The following is a 24,921-nucleotide window of genomic DNA, read 5'->3' as shown; positions in this document are numbered from 1 at the left end:
TGCGTTCGGTTTTCGTTTTGAAGCGTCAGGCCTCGTCAGGCGCGTAACCGAGGGTGCTCTTGACTTCCAGGTACTCGTGGAAGCCGAACTCGCTCCACTCGCGTCCGTTACCACTGCGCTTGTAGCCGCCGAATGGCGCGTTCATGTCGAATGCGTGATTGATCGTCACCCATCCCGCGCGGATCTTGCGTGCCACCTCACGCGCCTTGTCGAGGTCGGCCCCCGAAACAAAGCCGGCCAGTCCGTACTCGGTGTCATTGGCGATCTCGACGGCGTGGTCGATGTCGTCATAGCCGAGGATGCACAGCACCGGCCCGAAGATCTCCTCACGAGCGATCGTCATGTCATTGGTGACGTGCGCGAAGACGGTCGGCTTGACGTAGTAACCCTTGTCCAGCCCCGCCGGCCGGCCCGGGCCGCCCGCAACCACGGTGGCACCCTCGTCGACGCCTTTTTGGATCAGCCGCTGAACCTTCTCGAACTGCGTCTTCGACGCCACCGGCCCAATCGTCGTCCCTGCACCGGGTTGGCCCACCGTGACCTGTTCGGCTGCTTTCCGCGCGAGGGTAATGGCCTCGTCCATCCGGGAATTCGGCACCAGCATGCGGGTCGGCGCGTTACAACTCTGGCCCGAGTTGGGCATCATGTTGGCCACGCCGGCGCTGACGCCCTCGGCAAAGCCGTTGTCGTCGAGCACGATGTTAGGGCTCTTGCCACCAAGCTCCTGGGTCACTCGCTTCACGGTCGGGGCGGCTAGCTTGGCCACCTCGATACCGGCGCGGGTCGATCCGGTGAACGACACCATGTCGATGTCGGGATGGCTGGCCAGGGCCACGCCCACGCCCGCGCCGTCTCCGTTGACCAGGTTGAACACCCCGGCCGGCACGCCCGCGGCATCCAAGATCTCGGCGAAGATGTAGGGCGAATACGGGGCCACCTCAGACGGTTTCAGGATGACGGTGCAGCCGGTCGCCAATGCCGGATAGACCTTGACCGCAACCTGGTTGATCGGCCAGTTCCACGGCGTGATCAAACCGCAGACACCGATCGGCTCCTTGGCGATCAGGGTCGCCCCTTTTTGTTCGGAGAACGCGAAGTTCTTCAGGGCGTCGATCGCCGTAGTCAGGTGACCGATCCCGAGAAAGACCTGCGGCCCCGCGGCCAGTGACGGCGGCGCGCCGATTTCTTCGGTGACCGCCTCGGCCAGATCGTCGGCACGCTTCTGGTATTCGGCCAGGATGGCCTGCAACAGGTCCAGACGCTGTTCGCGAGTGCTCTGTGACCAGCTCGCGAATGCTCGCCGGGCCGCCTTGACCGCCACGTCGACGTCGTCGGCCGACCCCAGTGAAATCTTGCCGGAAACCTGCTCGGTCGCCGGGTTCTCCACGTCAAAAGTGTTGGGCCGCAGCGGCTCGACCCACTTGCCGTCGATGTAGAAGTTCAGGTATTCGCGCATCAGATCGATCCCTTTCTTACTCCGGTGGCCTTACTGGGTGCCTTCGGCATACCAGGTCCGGAATCGGTCGTACTTGGGCATCTCCTCGGAATTGGCCTTCGGATCGATGCACACGTGCACGACGCCGACTTTGCCACTGGCGTAGGCGCGAGCGATCGCCGGGCCGATCTCCTCTTCCTTCTCGACGTACTCACCGTGGCAACCGAAGCCCTCGGCAACCTTGTCCATCCGGACGTCCTTGCTCCAGTGCACACCGGGCTGCGGCGACGGCTGGGAGAAGGTGCGCTTGTACACGCCCACTTCCAAGCCCCACTGGTGGTCGACGCCCACCACGCACACCAATGGAAGGTTTTGCCGCGCAGCGGTTTCCAGCTCGGCAATGTGGAAGAGGAACGCCGAATCGCTGGTCAGCAGCATCACCGGGCGCTTACCGCCCTCGGCCACGGAGGCTCCGACCGCGTACGGCAGGCCGGTGCCGAGGTGGCCGAAGTTCTGGTTCCAGATCACGTCGCGCGGCTTGGACTGCGAGTAGGTCCACTGGAAAATCACGGTCGCGCCGCCGTCGCGCACCATGATGCCGTCCTCGAGTTCGTTGAACGCCTTAGTGGCCTCGACGACGTAGCGCGCCGGGTGGATGGGCGAGCGTCCGGACGGTGCCGATTCCGCCATGTCCGCAAGCTCTTTCGCATCCTTTTCGACCAGGACCTGTACTGCGGGTGCGGGTTTGCGCGCAAATTCCTTGAGCGCCTCGACCAGCTGCGGCACCACACCGCGCAGATCGCCGACCAGCGCCACGTCGACTGGGCGGTTGACGCCGATGGCGGTCGGGTCCTGCTCCACACACACCCATTTGCGGTTCGCATCGTTGCCGGCCCAATGCTGGGTCCGGCCGTAGTGCATCGGCTCACCCAGCTCGGTACCCAGCGCGACGCACAGGTCGGATTCCTCGACTGCCTCGTTGGCGGCCGGGGAGAACAAGTAGGGGAACGTCCGCTCCTGCAGTCCCGGGATGAACGAGGTGCCGCCGGAGGTTTGGATCACCGGGCAGGCCATCAGCTCGGCCAGCTCCCTGACCGGCTGTTGGGTACGGGAGGTGTGCACACCGTGGCCGACCAGCAGCACCGGGCTCTTGGCCTCGCGGATCAGTTTCACGGCCTCGGCCACCTCGCGGGTACCTGCGCACTGGTCGACCAGTCGGTACCGGTTGGGCGGCAACGGATCCGGCACGTCGAGCTCCTCGAGGATGACGTGCGACGGGAACTCGACGTAGGCCGGCCCGGGTGTGCCGGACATGGCCCGGCGGATCGCCTCGTGGATGATCTCATCGGTCTGGTCGGCGTACTCGATCGAGCTGCTGTACTTGACCGACGCTGCGAAAAGAGGTTCCTGCCGGACGAATTGGATGCGGCCGCGCCGTACCCGGCGCTCGGTGACGCGGGCCCGCTGCCCGCCGAGAAAGATCACCGGCGAGTTCTCCACGAGCGCACATTGGATCGCTCCGGCGATGTTGGCCATGCCGGGGCCGAGCGTGCCGATGCACAGGCCCGGCTTGCCCGTCATCCGCGACGCCGCCTCGGCCATGAATCCCGCGCTCAGTTCGTGGTGCGGTGCGACCACCGACCACCCGCGGGCGTCGGCCTCGGCGAACATGTGCACGAAGTTCGGGTCCGGGATACCGAACAGCGTGTTCACCCCCTCGGCCTCGAACAGGTCGAGGATGCGTTTGTAGACGGGCACGGCCATGGTGGGAAACTCCTTAGTGATAGATGACCGCGAGCGGCCCTGATGCCGCGAGGTCTTCGTGGACTATCGAGAGGGACTGAGGCAGAAGGTATTTCACGACTCGACCTTCAGCCCGAGCTGGTCGAGTATCTCGGCGGTGTGAGCGCCGAGCTCAGGCGCCGGCCCCGCAACCCGACCGGGTGTCTGGGAGAACCAGGTGGGTACCCCAGGGAAGCGCACCGGCCCGTGCGGGGTGTCCACCGTCTCGAACATGCCGACGGCGTTGAGGTGCGGATCGTCGAAAAGCGCGCCGGGTGTGTTCAGTGGCGCGGCCGGTATCTCGAGTTCGCGCAGCAGCGCCAACCACTGGGCGGTGGAACGCTCTTTCATCGTCTCGGCCACCAGCCCGTAGACGATGTCGATCTCGCGGGCGCGCTGTTCCAACGTCGAATACAGCTCGCTGGCCCACGGTGGCTGCACTGCTTTCATGAACGCGTTCCAGTGCTTGTCGTTGTAGATCAGCGCGGCGATGTAGCCGTCGCTGGTGCGGTAGGGGCGGCGGTTGGGCGCCACGGTGCGTGGATATACCGCGGGCCCCAGGGGAGGGTCGAACAGGGCGCCGTTGGCGTGTTCGACGAGCATGAACGACGCCATGGTCTCGAACATGGCGACCTCGACTTCTTGCCCCTGCCCGGTGCGCTCGCGATGGAATAACGCCATCGTCGTTGCGTACAGCGCCGTCAGCCCGGCAATCTTGTCGGCCATGATGGTGCCGACGTAATCGGCCTCGCCGGTCAATTGCTGTTGCACGGCCGGAAGGCCGCATTCGGCCTGGATCGTGTCGTCGTAGGCGGGGCGGTCGTGGTCGGGTCCACGTCGTCCGTACCCGTAGCAATTGGTGTAGACGATCGCGGGATTGATCGCGGTGACATCGTCGTAGCCGAAGCCGAGCTTGGCGACCGCCTTGGCGCGCATCGAGTGGATGAACACATCCGCCGTCTCGACCAAGGCGCGTAACGCACCCGCTCCGGCGTCGGTTTGCAGGTCCAGCACGATGCTGCGCTTGCCCCGGTTGACGTTGACGAACACCCCGCTCATGCCCGGGGCGGGGCCCACCGAGATGTAGCGGGTGTTATCGCCCTGGGGGGGCTCGACTTTGATGACGTCGGCGCCCATGTCGGCCATGATCTGCGTGCAATACGGCCCCATCACCATTGCGGTGAGGTCGATCACGCGCAGCCCGGCCATCGGGCCTGTCGGGCTAGCCATTGAGCGCTCCTTGGTCGGTTGAGCGGTGAGCCAGCTCGAAGCTGTAGCGGATGTGTTCGTTATGTCCGTGCGGGACGACCGGAAAAATGAGTGGCGCCTCGACGTATCGGATCGCATCCAGGTGGCTGCCGACCTCCTCGATGGTCCACGACGGCCGGCTCACGCCCGGGCTCTCCGCGATGACCGCCCGCGCCACCCGCCCCGCCAGCGCGATGAACAGTTCACCGGTCACCGAGCAGGATTCGTGCGCGAGCCAGCCCACCACGGGCGCAACGAGTTCCGGGCCCATCGGCGGATAGGCCGAGGTGTCGATGCCTTCCGCCATGCGCGTCACCGCCGCCGGCACGATCACGTTGCACCGCACGCCCTCGGCGGCGCCTTCGAGCGCGGCGACATTGGACAACCCGATCACGCCGGCCTTGGCGGCCGCGTAGTTGGCCTGGTTGTGGTTTCCGTACAGGCCGCCGATCGATGATGTCAGCACTATGCGGCCGTAGCCCGCGTCGCACATGAGCGGAAACGCGGGCCGCACAACATTGAAGGCACCGCGCAGGTGCACGTCGAGCACGGCGTCGAAGTCCTCGTAGCTCATCTCCTTCAGCGAGGCGCGGCGGACGTTGCCGGCGTTGTGCACCAGGACGTCGATGCGACCGTAGTGCTCGAGCGCGGCCGCGATGATCGCCTCGCCGCCCTCGCGGGTCGCCACCGACGCACTGCAGGCGACGGCCTGGCCCCCGGCCGCGGTGATCTCGTCCACCACCTGCTCGGCAGGACCGGCGTCGACACCGTCGCCGTCGAGGCTGCCGCCGGCGTCGTTGACGACCACCTTGGCCCCCCGCGACGCGAGGAGCATGGCGTAGGAGCGGCCGAGCCCCCGGCCGCTCCCGGTGACGACCGCTACCCTGCCGTCGAATCTCAAGTCAGCCATCTACGTTCTCAAGGACTAAACCGTCTAGGTCGCCTTTTGCACGCCATTCCTTGAGCAAGTCGTCGAACACGTAGAAGCCGGGCATATACGGATCGCCGATGGCCGAGCGGATACCCTCGCCGCCACCGCCGCCCTCATTGTTGTAATAGCCGGGCGTACACGAGACGGCGAATTCTGATGCGTCTATGGAGGTTTCGCGGATCGTCTTGATCCAGTCGTCTTGAGCTTCCTGGCTCGGTTCGACAGTCGTCGCGCGCCGCGCTATTGCTTCGGAAATAATGTAAGCGATGTGTTCGGCCTGTTGCTCGAGCATCGCGGTGGTGTTGCCTGCCACGCCGCCCTGAACGAAACCGGTGAAGAACTGGTTGGGAAAGCCTCGGCTGGTCATCCCGTGGAGTGATTTATAGCTGTCCCGCCAGTGCTCGAAGAGCGACAGGCCGTCGCGGCCCTCGATCACATCGACGGCGTACCGACGGCTGATATCAGTGGTGATCTCGAAACCGCTGGCGAAGATGACGCAATCGACCTCGTACTCAACGCCGTTGGCGACGATCCCGTTCTCGGTAAGCCGTTCGACGCCTTTGGATTCCGACACGTCAATCAATGTGACGTTTGGGCGATTGAACGTCGGCAGGTATTCGTCGTTGCTGCAGGGACGCTTGCACATGAAGCGGTAGTAGGGTTTGAGCGCTTCGGCGGTCTCCGGGTCATCGACGAGCTCCTCGACACGCCGCCGCAGACGCTCCATGACCTTGTAATCCTCTTCTTCGCGGAAGGTCATGATCTGCTCGATGCTCAGCGCCGTGGGATCGTCGGTAGCCGCGATCCGCGCGGTCAGATTGCGGCCGAGTTCAGTCCAGAAATCACACACCATGTCGGGCTCGTCGAACACCGCGCCTTCCCCCAACGGTGACCAACGGTGGAAGTTGCGCTTGCGTTGCTCCTGCCACCCGGGCTGCAACGAAGCCGCCCACTGCGGGTCCGTCGGCTCGTTGCCCCGCACGTCGACCGATGAGGGCGTGCGCTGGAACACATAGAGGTGCTTGGCATCTCGGCCCAAGTGCGGGACCAGCTGTACCCCGGTCGCGCCGGTACCGACAAGGGCGACACGCTTGTCACGCAGCTTGTGCAATCCGCCATTGGAATCCCCACCCGTGTAGTCGTAATCCCACCGAGCGGAGTGGAACATATGTCCGGTGAAGTCCTTGATACCCGGGATACCGGGGAGCTTGGGCCTGTTGAAGGAACCCTGTGCCATCACCACGAACCGGGCACGAATGTCGTCACCGCGGTTGGTGCTCAACCGCCAGCGCTTGATCGTCTCGTCCCAGCGGACCTCGCGAACCTGGGTGGAGAAGATGGCGCCGTCGTAGAGCCCGAAATGCTTTGCGATGCGGCAACAGTGCTCGTAGATTTCGGCGCCGTCGGCGAACTTCTTGGAGGGAAGGTAGTTGAGTTCTTCTAGCATCGGGATGTAGCAGTATGCGTCGTTGTCGCACTGGATGCCCGGGAAACGATTCCAGTACCAGACCCCGCCGAAGTCACCGCCCATCTCGATGACGTGCACATCGTCGACGCCGGCCTTCTTGAGGTACGAGCCGGCAAGCAGACCGGTGATGCCGCCACCGAGGACCGCCACGTCGATGTCCTCGTCGATCGGCGTGCGAGGCGTCACCGGCGTGTGGGGATCGACCTCGGAGAACTCCGCGAAGTCGTCCTTGAGTTCCAAGTACTGCTTCGAGCCCTCCGGACGCAGCCGCTTATCGCGCTCGAACAAGTACTTCTCGCGCAGCGCGGGGATATCGATGTCCTCTGGCGTCTGCGTCGGGGGGCAGGTATCAGACCGCTTATCAAACTGGGTCATCTATCTCAAAGCTCCTGCGGTTCGCCGGTGTTCATGTACTTCGACAATTGGTAGTGCAGATTGACGGTGCTGCGTTCGCGGTAGGGATTGGGCTTGGTGCCCGCGAAACCGAGGGACTTCATGCCGCGCTGCACGGCGGCCATATTGGAGAAGTCCTGCGGCAGAACCGAACGCCATCTTGGGTCACCGACCGGTGTGTACTCCCACTCCGTCTGAGGCTCTTGGCCTTTCGGGTACAGCTCGAAGACCGACACTTCGAAGATGCACTTGTCGGGGTTGTAGCTGGGGTGTGGCCGCGCGCCGTAGCACAGCGCGCTGGTCAGGCCCTGGCCGATCTGGAAATTCGGGAAGATCTGCCATGCGGTGCCGGCCTGTCCGAGGATGTCGGCGGGGATCGTCGGCCAGATCACCCCGCGGGCCTCGTCGTCGCGGCGCGCCGAGGCCAGCCAGTGCTCGAGAACCTTGTCGGCCGGTGTCCCCTCGGGCAGCTCGTCCACCAGCCGCTTGGCGGCGTCCACCAGCGTCTGGGTGGTGGTGGCGTTGGTTTCCTCCATCGTGTACACCTGCATCTGGGCGGTCGACACCCGCGGATCGGCGCCGATGCCGAGGCGAATCTTGGACTTGGTGGCCTCCATGTCCTCGGGTGCGTCGTAGCCGATGTGGCTGTGCCTGCCTTGCGCTTTCGCCCAGCCCTTGAATTCGCCGAACTTATTGAACTCGGGATGTGTGGTGTACACGTGGTAGGTCTCGTTGAAGGCCTCGAGCGCGACCTTCCAGTTGCAATCGAACGACAGCCACTTGCGCCATTTGTAGCGCATGTTCTCCAGGCCGAACGGGTCGAGAATTTTCGCGGCGGGAAACAGGAAATCGGCCAGCGGCTCGCAGTCGGGGTCCATGTTGATCCACAGCCAGCCGCCCCACGTATCGACCCTGACCGGCCGGAGGTGGGTGCGCTCGGGTGTGAGCGCGTCCTGCCAGTCCTGCTGTTCGCGGATATGAGTGCACGCGCCGTCCAGACCGTAGGTCCAGCCGTGGAACCCGCACACGAACGACTTTCGGGTTCGGTCACAGGCATTCTTGGCGCCCTCGGGGGTGTCGATCAACCGGCGACCACGGTGCATGCACACGTTGTGGTGGGCGTGGAATTCGTTGCTACCGGTGCGCACCACGATGATCGAGTCGTCGAGGATGTCGTAGGTCAGGTAACTGCCCACCTCGGGCAGTTCTTCGACTCGGCCGACCTGCTGCCAGACCTTGCGCCACAGCCTGTCGCGTTCGGCGCGGGCGTAGTCCTCGGAGATGTAGGCCTCGACGCCGATCGTCATCGGTTTCGAGAGTTCCTCGGTCGCTCCGGGATTCGCGCCCTTGGCTTGGTTGGTCATCACATCCTCCTGATCGCCGCGCGGAAGGATTCGTCCTTGAGGAACAGCGACGTGTTGTCGACGCCGAGGTGGCTCCACTTGAGGTTCAGGCCGCCGTCGACGAGCAGCGTCTGGCCGGTGATGTAGCTCGACATCTCCGACAAGAGAAAAAGGATGGCGCCGGCCTGCTCCTCGGGCCGCCCGCGCCGACCCATCGCGATCGCCTGCCGGTCGCGGCCGCGGTCCTCGTCGACGTAGGTGCGCGAGGCCGCCGTCTCGGTGACGCCGGGCGCCACCGCATTGACCCGGATTTCCGCCAGCGCCAGCTCTAGGGCCATGGTGCGGGTCATTGCCGTGATCGCGGCCTTGGCCGTCCCGTAGGCGATGTGAAACGGCGCGGTGTTCATGCCGCTGATCGAGGAGATCGACACGATCGACCCCGGCTGTTGCTGCGCGACGAGCTCACCTGCCACGGCCTGGCTCATGAAGAATGCGGTTTCGAGATTGTCGGTGAAGATCTTGCGCCAGTCGCTGCGCGTCACCCGGGTCGACGGCATCCACGTCGATGGCTGCGCGCCGCCGGCGACATTGACCAGCCCGTACAGACGGCCCTCGGCGCGGCGCGCATGGTCGATCACGGCGGCGATGCCCTCGTCGGTGGACGCGTCCGCGGCGACGGGCACCACGGGCAGCCCCTGCTGTGCCAGCGGGGCGATGTGCTCGTCCAGGTTTTCCTTCGACCGGCTCACCGCGATCACGGTGGCCCCGGCCCGGGCGGTCATGGCCGTGACGGTCGTGCCGATGCCGCCCCCGCCGGCACCGGAAACCACCACGACGCGACCGTGGAGCCCTAGAAGATCCTCGTGATCGTCCATGACCTGCTTTCGCCTTCCGCCGACGAGCGTCCGCAGCGGGATCATTGCCGTTTTGTCCGGACAAAATATGGCATTCTGTCCCTTGGAGAACACTATTCCGATCGGCGGACTTGACTGTCAAGGTCGAGCCGCGGCACTTTCCCGGCTATTGTCTGGACTAGACGGAGTTGATAACGTCCAGCCCAAACGGCTGACGGAAGGACCTCGGCGAGCATGTCCATCTCACGGGCCATCTCAACGCAGCCCTCGCGGTATGCCCCACCGAACTCCGAGCCAGCCCCCATCGACGTCGCCGAGGGCTGGGAGCTCGAACGGGTCACCGCGCCCAGCCGGCTGTTCGGCGCCAACGGGTTGCGCACCGGACCGGATGGTCGCATCTACATCGCCCAGGTGACCGGCAGTCAGATCAGTGCACTCGATCACCGCACCGGGGAATTGGTGACGGCCAGCCCCAAGGGCGGCGACATCGTGGCGCCCGACGACGTCGCGTTCGACCCCAGCGGCAACCTGTATGCGACCGAGGTGATGGACGGCCGGGTCAGCGTCCGCGATACCAGCGGCCGAACACGAGTGCTGCGCGACGACGTTCCGTCGGCCAACGGCATCACCTTCCATGCGGGCCGGCTGTTCATCGGTGAATGCCGTGCGGGCGGGCGGCTGCTGGAATTCGACCTCGCGGGCGGTCCACCGCGGGTGATGTTGGAAAACGTCCCGTCGCCTAACGCGATGGAGGTCGGCCCGGACGGCTTACTCTACTTCCCGGTGATGGGCGCCAACGAAATCTGGCGCGTCAGTCCCGACGGTGGCGAACCACAGTGTGTGGCAACCGGTCTCGGGGTGCCCGACTCGGTAAAGTTCGACCCACACGGTTACATCGTTTCGACTCAGGTGGCAAGCGGACAGGTGCTGCGCATCGATCCGCGCACCGGCGAGCAGCGGCTGCTCGCCCAGCTGAATCCGGGCCTGGACAACTGCACCTTCGTCGGCGACCAGCTGTTCGTCTCCAACTTCACCGGCGAGATCACTCAGATATCGCCCGACGGCACAACGCGATCCGTGTTGGCGGGTGGCCTCAACTGGCCGATGGACCTGGCGGTCGGCCACGACGGGCAGCTCTACATCGCCGACGGTACGTACTTCTACGTCGCACTGCCCGACGGGTCCTTGCACACCGCGGGAATGTTGTTCAGCCCAGGCTATCCCGGATTCCTGCGCGGCATTGCGGCGAGCGCACCCGGCGAATTCGTCGTCACGACATCGGGCGGCCAGGTGAGCCGCTACCGGCCGGAGGCGAACGAAAGCGACGTGCTGGCAGACGGTTTCGACCAGCTCTATGGTGTCGCGCTGGGCCCCGGCGGTGTGGTGTTCGCCGAGCTGGGCACCGGCCGGGTGCTGTCGCTGCGAACCGGTGGCATCGAGGTGCTGGCGACCGGGCTGCGTGAGCCGGTCGGCGTCGCGATCGACGCCGACGGGTCGTGTCTGGTCGCGGAGGCCGGAGCGGGACGGGTAATCAGGGCGAACGGCTCGAGGATCGACACCGTGATCGCCGATCTGCAACGCCCGCAGGGCATTCTGGTTCGCGACGGTGTGCTCTACGTCGTCGACGCCGGCGCCAAGGAGTTGATCGCGTTCGACCTGAGCACCGACGTACGGCGGACGATCGCGTCCGGGCTGCCGGTCGGTCCGCCGCCGGGCGTGATGCCCAAGCCGCTGCGCGGCATGCCGCCGTTCTCCGGGCCGCAGGGACCATTCGCCGGCATCACCGCCGCGGCCGACAGGACGCTCTACATCTCGGCCGACGGAGACGGCAGCGTACTGGCCTTGCGCCCGACACCGGCCGGTCCATGATGCCCCAGGCCATCGCGGGCGACCACCGCTACCTACAGATCGCACGCACGCTGCGCAAGGAAATCGTCGACGGCGTTTACCCGGTGGGCTCACAACTGCCGACCGAGCACCAGCTGTGCGAGCGCTTCGCGGTGAGCCGCTACACCGTCCGCGAAGCGCTGCGCCGGCTGCGAGAGGACAACCTGGTCGCTTCGCGGCCGCGGGCGGGCACCCGGGTGGTTCCCCGACCGGCGTCGAGTTCCTATGCCCAGGACGCGATGTCGATCGACGACCTCCTCGCATTCGCGGCCGGCGCCCAGCTCACGATCGAATCCAACGCCATGGTGACGATCGACGACGAGCTCGCCGCTCGGACCGGCCTGGAGATCGGCACTCAATGGCTGTCGGTCCGCGGCTACCGGCAAGCCGACGGCGCGTCGGTGCCGATGTGCCGAACGGAGTACTACATCAGCCGCACTTTTGCCGCGGTCGGCAGGCTGCTGCAACGCCATGCCGGGCCCATTTTCCCGTTGATCGAGGATCTGTTCGGTGTGAGCGTCGCCGAGTTGCACCAAGAGATCGCTGCCGTATTGCTGTCGCCGGAACTGGCCGACGGCCTCGGTGTTGAGGCGGGGACGGCCGCGCTGCAGATGCGGCGCACCTACACGACCTCCGACGGCGAAGTGGCCCAGGTGACCATCAACACCCACCTGTCGTCGAGGTTTCGGTACGCGATGACCATGCGTCGCGTGGATGAATAAGGGCGCCCAAGATGAGGTCGCGGTGATCGCCAGGGCCCCCCAGGACGCGGCACATGCGGCGCAGGCTTACCAACGCGGGTTATGGGTGCACACGACGCTGGCCGATACACTGCGCATGGCCGCGGAATCGTCGCCTCGGCGAATACTTCTGGTAGACGGGGATATTCGGCTCGACTGCGGCACTCTCCACACCCAGGCCAGGGCGCTGGCCGCCGCGCTGTTGGCGCGCGTGCCGGCGGGCAGCATCGTGTCGTTCATGTTGCCGAACTGGCACGAGAGCGCCGTCATCTATCTGGGTGCGACACTGGCCGGGATGGTGGTGAATCCGATCCTGCCGTCGCTGCGTGACCACGACCTGCGTTTCATCCTCGACGACGCGCGCACCGCAATGATTTTCGTGCCACGGCATTTCGGCGGCCACGACTTCGCGGCGATGCTCGAACGTGTGACGGCCGGAATGAGCCGTGCGCCGGAAGTGGTGGTGCTGCGCGGTGACGCCGGGTCGAACACACCGTATGCGGCTTTGTTGGAGCAGCCGGCCGATGCCGCACCTCTTCCGACGCTGGATCCCGATTCCGTGCGAATGATCCTCTATACCTCTGGCACCACGAGCCGCCCGAAAGGCGTGCTGCACACTCACAATTCGATACACGCCCTGATCTGCCAGATCCGTGACCATTGGATGATCGCCCCGGGTGACGCATTTTTGGTCCCGTCGCCGGTCGCGCACATCGGCGGCTCGATCTACGCATTCGAGTGCCCGCTGCTGCTGGGCACCACCGCGGTGCTCATGGATAGATGGGATGCATCGGAGGCGGTCGCCCTGATGGACTCGCAGCGGTGCACCCACATGGCGGGGGCCACGCCATTTCTGCAGCAGCTGTTGTCCGCCGCCGAGCGGGCCGACACCCGCCTGCCCGGCCTGAAGGTGTTCATCTGCGGCGGCGCGTCCGTATCGCCATCGCTGATCCGCCGTGCCGCAGACTATTTCGACCGCGCGGTGATCACCCGGGTGTACGGCTGTACGGAAGTGCCCGTCGCGACCGTCGGCGCTCCCCGCCCGAACGAAGCCGGCTACGCCGCGGACACCGACGGCAGGCCCGGGATCGCCGAGATCAAGGTCGTCGCCCACGAGGCCGCACCCGCCGGTGACGGCGAGATCTGCGTGCGCGGTCCGCAGATGTTGCTGGGCTACCGTCACGCCGAAGACAGCGCCGACTCCTTCGACGCCGCAGGCTTTTTCCGCACCGGGGATCTCGGGCGCTGGGTCTCCGCCGGTTTCGAAGACCAGTACCTCGTCGTGACCGGCCGGGCCAAGGACGTCATCATCCGCAGCGGCGAGAACATCTCGGCCAAGGAGGTCGAGGACCTGCTCGCCGACCATCCGGGCATCGCCGAGATCGCGATCGTCGGGCTGCCCGACGAGCGCACCGGGGAGCGGGCCTGTGCGGTGATCGTGCCCGCGGGCGCGGCGAACCCGGACGTCGCGAGTCTGCTTGAACTGCTGGTGAGCAAGGGCGTCGCCAAATTCAAGGCACCCGAACAGGTCGTGATCTGGGGCGCCCTGCCCAAGAACGACGCGGGCAAAATACTCAAGCATCAGATCCGGGCGGCGCTGATTAAGGATGGGTGAGATGCAGGTCGCAATCGTCACGGGAGCGAGCAGCGGTATCGGCTTGGGGTGTGCAACAAAACTCGCCGACATGGGCATGGCGGTCGTGGGTACCGGCCGCGACGAAAGTCGGCTGGCCGGACTGGAAGAGGCGATCGGCGATCCGGATCGCGTCGCGACACTCGCTGTCGACTTGACCGACGACGACGCGCCGCGCCGCATCGTGGACCTCGCGGTCGACCGGTGGGGCCACATCGACTTCCTGATCAACAACGCCGGGGCAGGCAGCCCCAAGCCATTGCATGAAACCGATGACGAAACCCTGGACTACTTCCTGGGTTTGATGCTGCGGGCGCCGTTTCGGCTCGCTCGTGACGTGCTGCCGCACCTGGCGCCCGGGTCGGCGATCATCAATGTGACATCGACGTTCGCGGTTGTCGGCGGCCTGCGCGGCGGCGCCTACTCCGCCGCCAAGGGCGGGCTGACCGCGCTGACCACCCACATCGCCTGCCAATACGGTGCGTCCGGCATCCGCTGCAACGCCGTCGCGCCCGGGGTGACGGTGACGCCGATGGTTGAAAAGCGCCTGGAGGACGAGCGATTTCGCAAGATCAACACCGAGATGACGCCGCATCAGCGGTTGGGCCGCATCGACGACATTGCCAGCACCGTCGCATTCCTGTGCTCGCCGGGCGGAAGCTTCATCAACGGCCAGACGATCGTCGTCGATGGGGGATGGAGTTCGACGAAGTATCTTTCAGAGTTCGCGTTGTCATCGCAGTGGATCGAGCGATGAATCTGTTCGCGATGCTCGATCAGGCCGCGAGCCGATTCCCCGATCGCGGCGCCGTCTACCACGGTGACCGCCGCGTGTGCACGTGGGTGGAGTTGCGGGATCGGGCGTTACGGCTGGCCACGTCGATCCGCCAACAGCATGGTGTGGGTGCTCGTATCGCGATAGCGACCCACAACCGTCCCGAGATCATCGAGCTGATGTTCGCGATCTGGTCCGCCGAATGCGTCGTCGTCCCGGTCAACTACAAACTGCATCCGCGCGAGACCGCGCAGATCCTCGAGGATGCCGGCGCAGCGCGGGTCTTTGCCTCGTCGGGCATTGGCGCCGAGCTCGCATCGATCTGCACCACGCCCACGGAAGTCATTGCATCCGAGGCCTATTCACGGCGGCTCACGGCCGCCCCATCGGCGCCGCCGCCCACGGACCCGTCGGCGCTGGCGTGGCTGTTCTATACGAGCGGAACCACCGGCCGGTCGAAGGGCGCGATGCTCTCGCACCGCAACCTCACGGCGATGACGGTCGCGCACCTCGCCGATATCGACGCCCCGGACGAGGGCGGCAGCCTGGTGCACGCGGCCCCGATGTCGCACGGCTCCGGCCTGTACGTTCTGCCGTACGTGCTGCGCGCCACCCGCCAGGTGGTGCCCGAATCGGGTGCGTTCGATCCCGACGAGTTCCTCGATCTCTGCGAGCATCACCCCGCCGCCAGCGCGTTTCTGGCCCCGACGATGGTGCAACGGCTGGTCGATACGGGCCGCAGCCGCCCGGCCAATCTGAAGACAATCGTCTACGGTGGCGGCCCGATGTATGTCGAAAGCCTGCGAAAGGCGATCACGGCTTTCGGCCCGATCTTCGCGCAGATCTACGGGCAGGGTGAGTCACCGATGACCATCACCGGGTTGCGTCGTGCCGATCACGAATCCGACGACGAGGCGATCCTGGGTTCGGTCGGTTATCCGCGGTCGGGGATGGAGGTCGCGGTGCTGCGCGCCGACGGCGGCCCGGCGCCAATCGGCGTAATCGGCGAAATCGTTTGTCGCGGAGACGCGGTCATGTCCGGATACTGGCACAATCCCGACGCGACCCGCACCACGCTCAAAGATGGCTGGCTCTACACCGGCGACATGGGCTCATTCGACGCGCGCGGCTTTCTCACGCTGCGGGATCGGTCGAAGGATGTCGTCATCAGCGGCGGGAGCAACATCTATCCCCGCGAGGTGGAGGAGGTCCTGCTCGAGCACCCCGGCGTCGCGGAGGCATGCGTGGTGGGGGCCCCCGACCCCGAGTGGGGTGAGGTGGTGGTCGCTTTCATCGTCGGCGCGGTCGACCCCGCGGCGTTGGACGCACATCTGTTGGAGCGCATCGCCCGCTTCAAACGGCCCAAGCGCTACGAATTCGTCGACGAGTTACCAAAGAACAGCTACGGCAAGGTGCTCAGGCGGGAACTGCGCACCAGCCTGGCGCAGTGAACCCGCCGGGCGCCGCCGTAACTGCCACAAGAGACTAAGGAGGTCGAAATGAAGTGTCGTGCCGCTGTGATCCGCGGGGTCGGCCAGGACTGGGAGATCCGCGAGATTGAGCTTGATCCGCCCCGCGGCGGTGAAGTCCTGGTGCGGATGGCCGTCGCCGGAATCTGCCACTCCGACGACCATTTATTCACCGGCGATGTGGTGCCGCCCCCCGAGGTGCTGGCTGCGAGCGGTCAGCCCGCGCCGGACTGGTTCCCACTGCTCGGCGGTCACGAGGGTGCTGGTGTGGTCGCGGAGGTCGGCCCGGGCGTGACGACGGTGCAGCCGGGGGACCATGTGGCGCTCTCGTTCATTCCGGCGTGCGGCAGTTGCCGGTTTTGTGTAAACGGGCAGAGCTACATCTGCGACATCGGCGCGAGCCTGTTCGTGCGGGAGATGCCCACCGACGGAACGTGCCGTCGACATCTCGGTGACGAAAACCTGCTCGCCTATGGGCAACTCGGCACGTTCGCCGAATACGCGGTGCTCTCGGAGAGGTCCGTCATCAAGATCGACGAGGCGATCCCGTTCCATGCCGCCTCGCTCGTCTCGTGCGGGGTCAGCACCGGTTGGGGTTCCGCGACGATCTCGGCGGGCACCGAACCCGGCGACACCGTCGTCGTCATCGGCGCCGGCGGGGTCGGGATGAACGCCCTGCAAGGAGCGCGCGCCGTCGGCGCAAAATACGTCGTCGCGGTGGATCCGGTTGAATCCAAGCGGGATTCGGCCAAGATTTTCGGAGCCACGCACACCGCCGCCTCCGCCGAGGAGGCGATACCGCTGGTCAAGGACATCACCCTGGGCCTGATGGCGGACCGCGTCGTGGTCTGTCCCGGCGTGGTGCATGTGGACTTGATCCCGCTGGCGCTGACGCTGCTTCGCAAGGGCGGGATCTGCGTGCTCACCGGCATCACCCCGTACACCGAGCCCCCGGTCCCGTTGGTCCTGCAGGAAATGACGCTGTCGGCCAAACAGTTGCGGGGAGCGCTCTACGGCGGGATGAATCCACGCACCAGCGTGCCGATGCTGTTGTCGTTGTATCAGGCCGGCGCGGTGAAACTCGACGAACTGGTCACCCGTCACTACCAGCTCGACCAGATCAACGAGGCGTTCGTGGATCTGCGCGAGGGCCGCAACATTCGCGGAGTGATCGATTTCGCGGGCTTCTAAACCACCGAACTCGCAGCGGCTCAGTCGGATTCGAAATGACTCCGGATGCCGGCCAGCATCTCGCCGTGCGCCTTGACCGCCTCTCGGATGGTCACCCTGGCCAATAGCCGGGGCGCGGTGATCCCTATCCGCTCGGTGACGCGGGTGCCGTCGTCGACCGGATCGAAACTCACCGTGCCGCGCAACCGCACCCCCGGCGACTGATCGGCCTCGGTCAGCACATCGCCGCTGGCGGGCACTCGCAGGCGGGCCTGATAGGCGGTCCGTATTGTCAACGGTCCCAATCGGATTCGGTCGACCACCCGGTAGGTCTGCTGGTATCCATCCTGGGTTTCGCTGCGGGACACTGTTTGCACGGACACGATCAGCGGGTGCACGAGCTTGATGTTGTTCAGGTCCACGTAGAAGTCGCGCACCGCGTCGGGCGGCGCGGGCACTTGCTCAGACAGCGTCCGGTCGGTGTGGACGGTCCACCAGTTCATAGAAGGAACCTAGCCCGACGACGATGTCGCGCTTACCGTGGACCCACAAGCGAGCGGAGAAGACATGGGCACTCACGGCCAAGTGGTCGAGCGCTACCTGGAATGCCTGGCCGCTCACGACTGGGATGGACTGGCCGACACCATTGCCGAGGAAGGTTTGACCCGGGAGGGGCCGTTCTGTGACGTCGTCGAGGGCAAGGCGCGCTATGTCGCCTACCTGCGCAAGATATGCACGAATTTGAAAGGCCATCGGTTGCAGGTACACCGGGTCTCACATGTGGACGCCCGGGTGTCGTACGCCGAGCTGTTCGAGACATTCGAGGTCGACAACGTTGCCACCACGTGGCCCGAATGCATTCTTTTCGAGCAGGACGACGACGGCCTGATTTTCCGGGTGAGCGTGTTTTTCAAGCAGCGGCAGGCCGGCACCGCGTAGCGGTCTATTCCCTCGCTCGCGGAAGTGACCTAGCGTGTCATGGATGGAGGCAGATGGAACTGCGGAGTCGGTGTCGGTCGAGAAATTGCACTCGGGCGACCCGATCACCGATTGTGGTCAGCGGTACATAGTTCTCGAGTCAAAATCCCTCGGCGACAGCTGCGTAGTGCTGGAGCTGGAGTCCAGGGTGGACCACCAGCTGCAAGTCATCGAAAAGTCGTTTCCGGCCGGGTATCAGGTTGACAGGGCACATCACCGAATTCTGTAAAGCCAATCCTGATCGTCCGGATAATGCGCGAGTAGCCGTCCGACGGGTACCGCGCTTTCGTGTTGTGCGGCCCGATGTGGTCAATGAGACGACCCCGTTAAGCGTGGCGGCCGTTGATCGTTGGGATCGTTGGGGTCGGGCTCACCGAACCAGCGTGACGGCTCGTGCTTGCCGTACGCGTCGTGCCAGTCCCACCACTCGTAGGGAGCGGTCTGCGGGTAGCCCTCGGGCGAATCCTCCCAGTTCTCCTGGCGTCCCAATGCGGTCATGTCAAGGAAGCTCCAGGTGGTCCCCAGCGCCTCGTCGCCGCGGTTGTTGATGAAGTAGGTGCGAAACACCCGGTCGCCGTCGTGGATGAAGGCGTTGGTGCCGTGCCATTCGTCCACTCCGAAATCGATGTCGAAATCATCGGTGATGGTGTACCACGGCATTTTCCAGTCCATCCGCGCCTTGAGCCGCTCGATGTCGGCCTGCGGCGCGCGCGAAGCGAACACCAGCGTGGTGTCGCGCGCGTTCAGGTGAGCCAGATTGCCGACGTGGTCGGCCATCATCGAGCAGCCGCGGCAGCCGTGCTCGGGCCAGCCGTCGATGCCGGGCCCGTAGAAGGCGCGATAGACGACCAGTTGACGCCTGCCCTGGAACAGACCCAACAGGTTGACCCTGCCCTCCGGTCCCTCGAATTCGTACGCGGAGTCGACGGCCGTCCACGGCATCCGGCGCCGCATGGCCGCGAGCGCATCATGGGCCCGGGTGAGTTCCTTCTCCTTTGCCAGCAGTTGCTGGTGTGCCTGCGCCCACTCCTGGGCCGACACGATCGGCGGTGTGTTCATCGCTGTCTTGCCTTTCGGTCTCGGATTTCAGGCCAGCGGCGAGAGGCCGACGGACGTGAGCAGGTAGGCGTCGTGGTCGGTGGCGTCGCCGGTGGCGATCTCGAGCACCGACTTGCCCACCTGTTCGGCGGTGAGCGCGGGACCGGTGGCCTGCACGAAGGAGTCGACGTCGACGCCTTGCCGCTCGGCGTAGGCCGCCACGGCCGCGGCGCCCAGGTCGGTGGCCGGCGTCAACCGCGGCAGCACGGCGGTGAAGCCGATCCCGAGCCCCGCGCGTTGCGATTCGATGGCGGCATAGCTGGAGATGAACCTGACGGTCGCCTTCGCACCCGCATAGCCGCCAGACAGTGGTGATCCGTTCAGCGCGGCGCCACTGGACATCGCAATCACCGAGCTGCCCGGTGCCAGTGGGTGTCGCAACGCATGGCGAATCCAGTGGAATGCCTGTGCGACGTCGGAGTTCCAGTTCTCACTGAACGTCTCCCAGGTCTGCTCGTGTAACGGCGTCATCCGCGGCGTCGCGCCGGCGCACAGCACCAGTGTGCGCGGCCGGTACTGGTCGATCAGCCTGCCGGCGGTGGCCGGATCCGCGGCGTCGGCCACCATCGGGGTGAAGGCGTCGCCGAGTTGGGTGCGCACCTCGTCGACCTGTGATCGGGTGCGCGCAACGCCGACGACCTGGGCGCCGGCCGCCACCAATGCGGAGGCGATGGCGCGGCCGAAGCCACGGCCGGCGCCGGTCACAATCGCGGTGGTGCCGACGAGCCCATCGGCGTGGGCGGTGCGGGTTTGGTTCATGGTCGTTCTCGCTCTCTGACGTGGTCTGCGGCCGTGGTCGCGTCTTCACCAATTCAGATACGGCGGACCAGCTGGATTCATCGCGGGTGGACCGATGAATTTCGGCGGCCGGATGTCTCCAAGGGAGTAGGTTCTTCGCACCGAGAGGAGAGTGTGGTGCCGGCGCAGGAGGATTTCATTGAGCAGGCCGCGCCTTTTCGTGCCGAGCTGATCGCGCACTGCTATCGCATGCTGGGTTCGGTGCACGACGCCGAAGACCTGGTCCAAGAGACGTATCTGCGGGGTTGGCGCGGCTATCCGGCATTCGAGGAACGCGCGGCGTTGAAGACGTGGCTGTATCGGATCGCCACGACCGCCTGTCTGCGCGCGCTGGAGAACCGCGCCCGCCGGGTGCTGCCGATGGGGGTGGTGGACGGATCGATCGACCCGGACGCCGATTTCGACGCGAAGGCCGGCGCGCATGCCTGGCTCGAGCCCATTCCCGACGCGATGTCAAGAGCCCGGAAGACGACCTCTCCGCAAAACAGAGCGTGCGGCTGGCCGTGATGACGGCCCTTCAGGAGCTTCCGGCGCGGCAGCGCGCGGTGTTGATTCTGCGCGACGTCGTGCAGTTCAGCGCGGCCGAGGTCGCCGAGCTCCTGGAAACCACGCCCGCCGCGGTCAACAGTTCGCTGCAGCGCGCCCGGGCCCACCTTGCCGAGCTCTCGCCCGCGGAGGAGAGCATGTCCGAGCCGGGCGATGCCGAGCGCCGCGAATTGGTCGACCGGTATTGCGCGGCATTCGAAAACGCGGACATGGCGGCGCTGACGGCGCTGCTGCAAGCGGACGTCAAACTTGAAATGCCGCCTATACCAGTGTGGTTCACCGGCCGTGACGCCGTGCTGCGGTTCCTCGCCGGACGCGCCCTGGCCGCGCCCGGCGATATCGTGATGATCCCGACAGCCGCGAACGCGCAACCCGCCGTTGCTGAATATCGCCGCAGCCCGGACGGGGAGATACGGGCCCATTCCATCCATGTCTTGACCACCGGCGCTACCGGGATCGCCGGCATCACCGTCTTCCTCGACGCCGGGTTGTTCAGCAGGTTTGGTTTGTCAGCAACCCGGTAACCTGTGTCCAGGGACGTAATCGCACCCTTGCTCTCTAAGGGAGGCCCGAGCTGCATCGTCATCGGTGTCGTCGCACGGTTTTACCTTCCCGGCCCACGTGTGGACAGGTCCTCCACACGCCAGGATCATTAGGCGCGGTAGACGTAGTTGAAGGGTAACGAGTGAAGATTCCCGGCGTTTCCAGCGTCGTCGCTGGCGTAGCTGGCGGAGCCGCGCAGGCAGTGCGGGCGGGCGTGTCCACCGCGGCAGGGGCCGCGGGCGCGCTGCAGATGTTGGCCAGTCCGGTAACCGAACTCGCCGGGCCGGTCATTCAGTCGGTTGCTCAAACGACGGGCCGAGCGATCGGATTGGACAGTTCGTCCAACGGCTCCCCCGCCGCCATCCTGCCCCCGGTGCGCTGGAACAGCGGGCAGCGCGTGCACCTGGACTTGGATCCGCTGCTGCCATTCCCACGTTGGCACGAGTACGCGCCCGCCGTGGAGGAGCCGGTGCGCCGGATCCCGGGTGTAACCAAGGCCCACGTCGAGGGGTCGCTGGGCCGTTTGGTGGTCGAACTGTCCGACGACGCGGACAACGACGCCGTTCTGGACGAGGTGCGCACGACGGTTTCCTCGATCGCCTCGGACATCACCTGGTCGAAGTCGGAGTCGCCACCGCTCTCCGCACCATTCGCCGATCCGGGAAACCCCCTGGCGATTCTGGTGCCACTCACCGCGGCGGCGATGGATCTCGTCGCGATGGGGGCCGCGGTCACCGGATGGGTGACCCGGCTGCCGGCCGCGCCGCAGACCACCCGGGCCGCGGCCGCGCTCATCAATCATCAACCGCGCATGGTCTCGATTTTGGAGGCGCGGTTGGGCCGGGTGGGCACCGACATCGCGCTGGCCGCGACGACGGCGGCCGCCCACGGTCTGACTCAATCGTTCGGCACACCGATGCTGGATCTGACGCAACGCACCCTGCAGGTCTCCGAAGCGTCGGCGCACCGCCGCGTATGGCGAGACCGCGAGCCGCAGTTGGCCTCCCCCGACCGGCCGCAGGCTCCGGTGGTCCCGGTCATCTCCTCGGCCAAGTCGGAGGTGCCCCGGCACAGCTGGGCCGCGGCGGCCGCCGGTGAGGCTTCCCACGTCGTGGTGGGCGGAACGATCGACGCCGCAATGGATAAGGCGAAGGGCTCGATGGCCGGGCCGGTGGAAAGCTATGTCGATTCGGCGGCCAACGGCTCGTTGATCGCGGCGGTCAGTGCGCTGGTCGCCGGTGGCGGCACCGAAAATGCGGCTGCGGCCATCGAAGCGGGGGTGCCCAGGGCCGCGCATATGGGCCGCCAGGCGTTCGCGGCGATATTGGGCCGTGGGCTCGCCAATTCCGGCCAACTGGTCCTCGACCCGGGCGCGCTGCGCCGCTTGGACCGGGTGAAGGTGGTCGTCATCGACGGTGCCGCGCTGCGCGGTGATCATCGCGCAGTGCTGCATGTCCGCGGAGACGCTCCCGGCTGGGACGATGACCGGGTCTACGAAGTGGCCGACGCGCTGCTGCACGGCGAAGAGGCACCCGAGCCCGACCCGGACGAGTTGCCCGCGACCGGCGCCCGCCTGAGATGGGTTCGGACCCAGGGGTCTTCGGCAACACCCGCGCAGGGCCTGGAGAGTGCCGACCTGATCGTCGACGGCGAATGTGTCGGCAGCGTCGACGTGGGCTGGGAGGTCGACCCCTACGCGATACCGCTCTTTCAGACCGCGAACCGCACCGGCGCGCGGGTGGTGTTACGCCATGTCGCGGGCACCGAGGACCTTGCCGCCAGCGTCGGCACCACGCACCCGCCCGGCACGCCGCTGCTGAACGTCGTCCGTGAGCTGCGAGCCGACCGGGGACCGGTGCTGCTGATCACCGCGCTGCATCGGGACTTCGCCTCGACCGACACCCTGGCCGCGCTCGCGATCGCCGATGTCGGTGTGGCACTTGATGATCCGCGTGCCGCCACGGCGTGGACCGCGGACATCATCACCGGCACCGATCTGGCCGACGCGGTGCGCATCCTGTCGGCGATTCCGGTGGCCCGGTCGGCCAGTGAATCGGCGGTGCACCTGGCGCAGGGCGGCACCACGCTCGCCGGGCTGCTGCTCGTCACCGGTGAGCAAGAGGCGGGCACCAGCCCGGTGAGCTTCCGGCGCTGGCTCAACCCGGTCAATGCCGCCGCGGCCACCGCCTTGGTAGCGGGGAGCTTCTCGGCCACCAGGGTGCTGCGGCTGCCCGACCCCACACCGCAACCGCTGACCGCCTGGCACGCACTGGATCCCGAGATCGTCTACTCGCGGCTGGCCGGTGGTGCGCGGCCGATGGCCGTCGAAACCGAGTCGTCCTGGCGACGCCGCCTCGACGACCTGACGTACAGCCCGGCATTGGAACCCCTGCGCAAGCCGCTGCACAACGTGGCCCGGCTGGCGTCGGCCACCCAGACCGAACTCGCCGACCCACTGACTCCCATCCTGGCCGTCGGGGCGGCGGCATCGGCGATCGTCGGCAGCAACATCGACGCGCTGCTGGTCGCCGGCGTCATGACCGTCAACGCGATAACCGGTGGGGTACAACGGCTCCGGGCCGAGTCCGCCGCCGCCGAGCTGTTCGCCGAGCAGGACCAGCTGGTGCGTCGGGTGGTCATCCCGGCCGTCGCGACGACGCGCCGCCGGCTCGAGGCCGCCCGACACGCGACCCGCACGGCGACGGTATCCGCGAAGTCCCTGCGGCCCGGTGACGTCATCGACCTGGCCGCACCCGAGGTGGTGCCCGCCGATGCCCGTCTGCTGATCGCCGAGGATCTCGAGGTCGACGAGTCGTTGCTGACCGGCGAGTCGCTTCCGGTGGACAAGCAGGTGGATCCCGTCGCCGTCAACGACCCCGACCGTGCCAGCATGCTGTTCGAGGGCAGCACCATCGTCGCCGGACATGCCCGGGCGATCGTCGTCGCCACCGGGGTCGGCACCGCCGCGCACCGCGCGATCTCGGCGGTCGCCGACGTCGAGACGGCGGCCGGCATCCAGGCCCGGCTGCGGGAACTGACAAGCAAGGTGTTGCCGCTGACGCTGGCCGGCGGCGCAACGGTGTCGGCGTTGGCGTTGCTGCGCCGCGCGCCGCTGCGCCAGGCGGTGGCCGACGGCGTCGCGATCGCGGTGGCAGCGGTCCCCGAGGGTCTGCCGTTGGTGGCCACCCTGTCTCAGCTCTCGGCCGCGCAGCGGCTGACGGCGCGCGGAGCCCTGGTCCGCGCGCCGCGCACCATCGAAGCGTTGGGCCGTGTCGACACCGTCTGTTTCGACAAAACAGGCACCCTCACGGAAAACCGGCTGCGCGTCGTGTGCGCCGTGCCCGAAGACGTCAACCCGCACGACCCGTTCCCGAAACTGACCGACCCGGAATCGGCCGGTCTGCTTCGGGCCGCCGCACGGGCGTCCGCTCAGCCGCAGGAAGGCCAGGGTCATGCGCACGCCACCGACGAGGCGATCCTCACCGCGGCGAGTTCGCTGAACGGCCACAGTGATTCGGACTGGGCGATGCTCGCCGAGGTGCCGTTCGAGTCCAGTCGCGGCTTCGCCGCCGCGATCGGCACCGTGGGCCACGACAACGGCCACCCCGCGGACGCGCCGGTGCTGGTCCTCAAGGGAGCGCCCGAGGTCATCCTGCCGCGCTGCAAGTTCGCCGACCCGGAAGCCGACCAAGAGCGGGCCGAGGCGGTGGTGCACGGCCTTGCCGAGCAGGGCTTGCGGGTGCTCGCCGTGGCGCAGCGCGGCTGGAAGCACGAGACCGACGACGACGACACCGACGCCGACGCCGTGGACGCCGCGGCGAAGAACCTCG

19 protein-coding genes and 1 pseudogene are annotated in these 24,921 nt (G+C 66.4%); 10 read left to right on the top strand and 10 right to left on the bottom strand.

Annotated elements, in window-relative coordinates; all coding sequences use genetic code 11:
- Positions 1-25: 25 nt before the first annotated feature.
- The 7 genes from A5782_RS22155 to A5782_RS22125 form a co-directional block, all read right to left on the bottom strand.
- Positions 26-1,456 (bottom strand): aldehyde dehydrogenase family protein, encoded by a 1,431-nt coding sequence (locus A5782_RS22155; RefSeq protein WP_067104232.1) that lies wholly within the window; start codon positions 1,454-1,456, stop codon positions 26-28.
- A gap of 30 nt (positions 1,457-1,486) precedes the next feature.
- Entirely contained in the window at positions 1,487-3,199 is a 1,713-nt protein-coding gene (locus A5782_RS22150) for a thiamine pyrophosphate-binding protein (protein ID WP_067104231.1), read from the bottom strand.
- A gap of 93 nt (positions 3,200-3,292) precedes the next feature.
- Positions 3,293-4,426: a CaiB/BaiF CoA-transferase family protein gene (locus tag A5782_RS22145; protein ID WP_067104230.1), complete on the bottom strand. Its 1,134-nt coding sequence runs from the start codon at positions 4,424-4,426 to the stop codon at positions 3,293-3,295.
- Positions 4,427-4,439: 13 nt separating this feature from the next.
- Positions 4,440-5,375, bottom strand: coding sequence for an SDR family NAD(P)-dependent oxidoreductase (locus tag A5782_RS22140; RefSeq protein WP_067104229.1), 936 nt, complete (start codon positions 5,373-5,375; stop codon positions 4,440-4,442).
- A complete protein-coding gene (locus A5782_RS22135; protein WP_067104228.1) occupies positions 5,368-7,239 on the bottom strand; it encodes an NAD(P)/FAD-dependent oxidoreductase in 1,872 nt (623 codons plus the stop codon). The genes A5782_RS22140 and A5782_RS22135 overlap by 8 nt, the downstream gene beginning before the upstream one ends.
- A 5-nt stretch (positions 7,240-7,244) precedes the next feature.
- Positions 7,245-8,621, bottom strand: coding sequence for an SRPBCC family protein (locus tag A5782_RS22130; RefSeq protein WP_067104227.1), 1,377 nt, complete (start codon positions 8,619-8,621; stop codon positions 7,245-7,247).
- On the bottom strand, positions 8,621-9,475 hold the full coding sequence (locus tag A5782_RS22125; protein ID WP_067104319.1) for an SDR family NAD(P)-dependent oxidoreductase: 855 nt from the start codon (positions 9,473-9,475) through the stop codon (positions 8,621-8,623). Before A5782_RS22125 ends, A5782_RS22130 begins: the two co-directional genes overlap by 1 nt.
- 213 nt (positions 9,476-9,688) lie before the next feature.
- Here A5782_RS22125 and A5782_RS22120 point away from each other — a divergent pair, with 213 nt between their 5' ends.
- Genes A5782_RS22120 through A5782_RS22095 form a run of 6 tightly spaced genes read left to right on the top strand, consistent with a single transcriptional unit; the run spans position 9,689 to position 17,149 of the window.
- Positions 9,689-11,323, top strand: coding sequence for an SMP-30/gluconolactonase/LRE family protein (locus A5782_RS22120; RefSeq protein WP_067104226.1), 1,635 nt, complete (start codon positions 9,689-9,691; stop codon positions 11,321-11,323).
- Complete coding sequence (locus A5782_RS22115; RefSeq protein ID WP_067104225.1) at positions 11,323-12,063, top strand: GntR family transcriptional regulator; 741 nt, start codon at positions 11,323-11,325, stop codon at positions 12,061-12,063. Before A5782_RS22120 ends, A5782_RS22115 begins: the two co-directional genes overlap by 1 nt.
- The gene (locus A5782_RS22110; RefSeq protein WP_197694309.1) at positions 12,056-13,696 is read left to right on the top strand and encodes an AMP-binding protein; all 1,641 of its coding nucleotides are present in this window, start codon (positions 12,056-12,058) and stop codon (positions 13,694-13,696) included. Before A5782_RS22115 ends, A5782_RS22110 begins: the two co-directional genes overlap by 8 nt.
- Positions 13,689-14,471, top strand: coding sequence for an SDR family NAD(P)-dependent oxidoreductase (locus A5782_RS22105; protein WP_067104224.1), 783 nt, complete (start codon positions 13,689-13,691; stop codon positions 14,469-14,471). Before A5782_RS22110 ends, A5782_RS22105 begins: the two co-directional genes overlap by 8 nt.
- A complete protein-coding gene (locus A5782_RS22100; RefSeq protein ID WP_197694308.1) occupies positions 14,468-15,940 on the top strand; it encodes an AMP-binding protein in 1,473 nt (490 codons plus the stop codon). Before A5782_RS22105 ends, A5782_RS22100 begins: the two co-directional genes overlap by 4 nt.
- 48 nt (positions 15,941-15,988) lie before the next feature.
- Positions 15,989-17,149, top strand: coding sequence for an NDMA-dependent alcohol dehydrogenase (locus tag A5782_RS22095; RefSeq protein WP_255360787.1), 1,161 nt, complete (start codon positions 15,989-15,991; stop codon positions 17,147-17,149).
- Between the two features lie 20 nt (positions 17,150-17,169).
- Here A5782_RS22095 and A5782_RS22090 read toward each other — a convergent pair whose 3' ends face one another.
- Complete coding sequence (locus A5782_RS22090; protein WP_067104221.1) at positions 17,170-17,631, bottom strand: SRPBCC family protein; 462 nt, start codon at positions 17,629-17,631, stop codon at positions 17,170-17,172.
- Between the two features lie 64 nt (positions 17,632-17,695).
- On the opposite strand from A5782_RS22090, the gene A5782_RS22085 reads away from it, so the two are divergent.
- Complete coding sequence (locus A5782_RS22085; RefSeq protein WP_067104220.1) at positions 17,696-18,067, top strand: nuclear transport factor 2 family protein; 372 nt, start codon at positions 17,696-17,698, stop codon at positions 18,065-18,067.
- 43 nt (positions 18,068-18,110) lie between these two features.
- A complete protein-coding gene (locus tag A5782_RS22080) occupies positions 18,111-18,335 on the top strand; it encodes a hypothetical protein (protein WP_067104219.1) in 225 nt (74 codons plus the stop codon).
- Positions 18,336-18,415: 80 nt separating this feature from the next.
- Here A5782_RS22080 and A5782_RS22075 read toward each other — a convergent pair whose 3' ends face one another.
- Positions 18,416-19,165: a DUF899 domain-containing protein gene (locus tag A5782_RS22075; RefSeq protein WP_067104218.1), complete on the bottom strand. Its 750-nt coding sequence runs from the start codon at positions 19,163-19,165 to the stop codon at positions 18,416-18,418.
- Positions 19,166-19,192: 27 nt separating this feature from the next.
- Complete coding sequence (locus tag A5782_RS22070; RefSeq protein ID WP_067104217.1) at positions 19,193-19,963, bottom strand: SDR family oxidoreductase; 771 nt, start codon at positions 19,961-19,963, stop codon at positions 19,193-19,195.
- 156 nt (positions 19,964-20,119) lie between these two features.
- Between A5782_RS22070 and A5782_RS27355 the strand changes: the two are divergent.
- Both A5782_RS27355 and A5782_RS22060 read left to right on the top strand, forming a co-directional pair.
- A pseudogene (locus tag A5782_RS27355) lies at positions 20,120-21,072 on the top strand (sigma-70 family RNA polymerase sigma factor).
- 161 nt (positions 21,073-21,233) lie between these two features.
- A partial coding sequence (locus tag A5782_RS22060; RefSeq protein ID WP_067104317.1) for an HAD-IC family P-type ATPase occupies positions 21,234-24,921 on the top strand: 3,688 nt, incomplete at its 3' end.

Source organism: Mycobacterium sp. 852002-40037_SCH5390672 (genome assembly GCF_001665875.1).
Taxonomy (GTDB): Bacteria; Actinomycetota; Actinomycetes; order Mycobacteriales; family Mycobacteriaceae; genus Mycobacterium.
The sequence above is the reverse complement of the archived record's forward strand: the minus strand, read 5'-3'. Positions and strand labels throughout refer to the sequence as shown.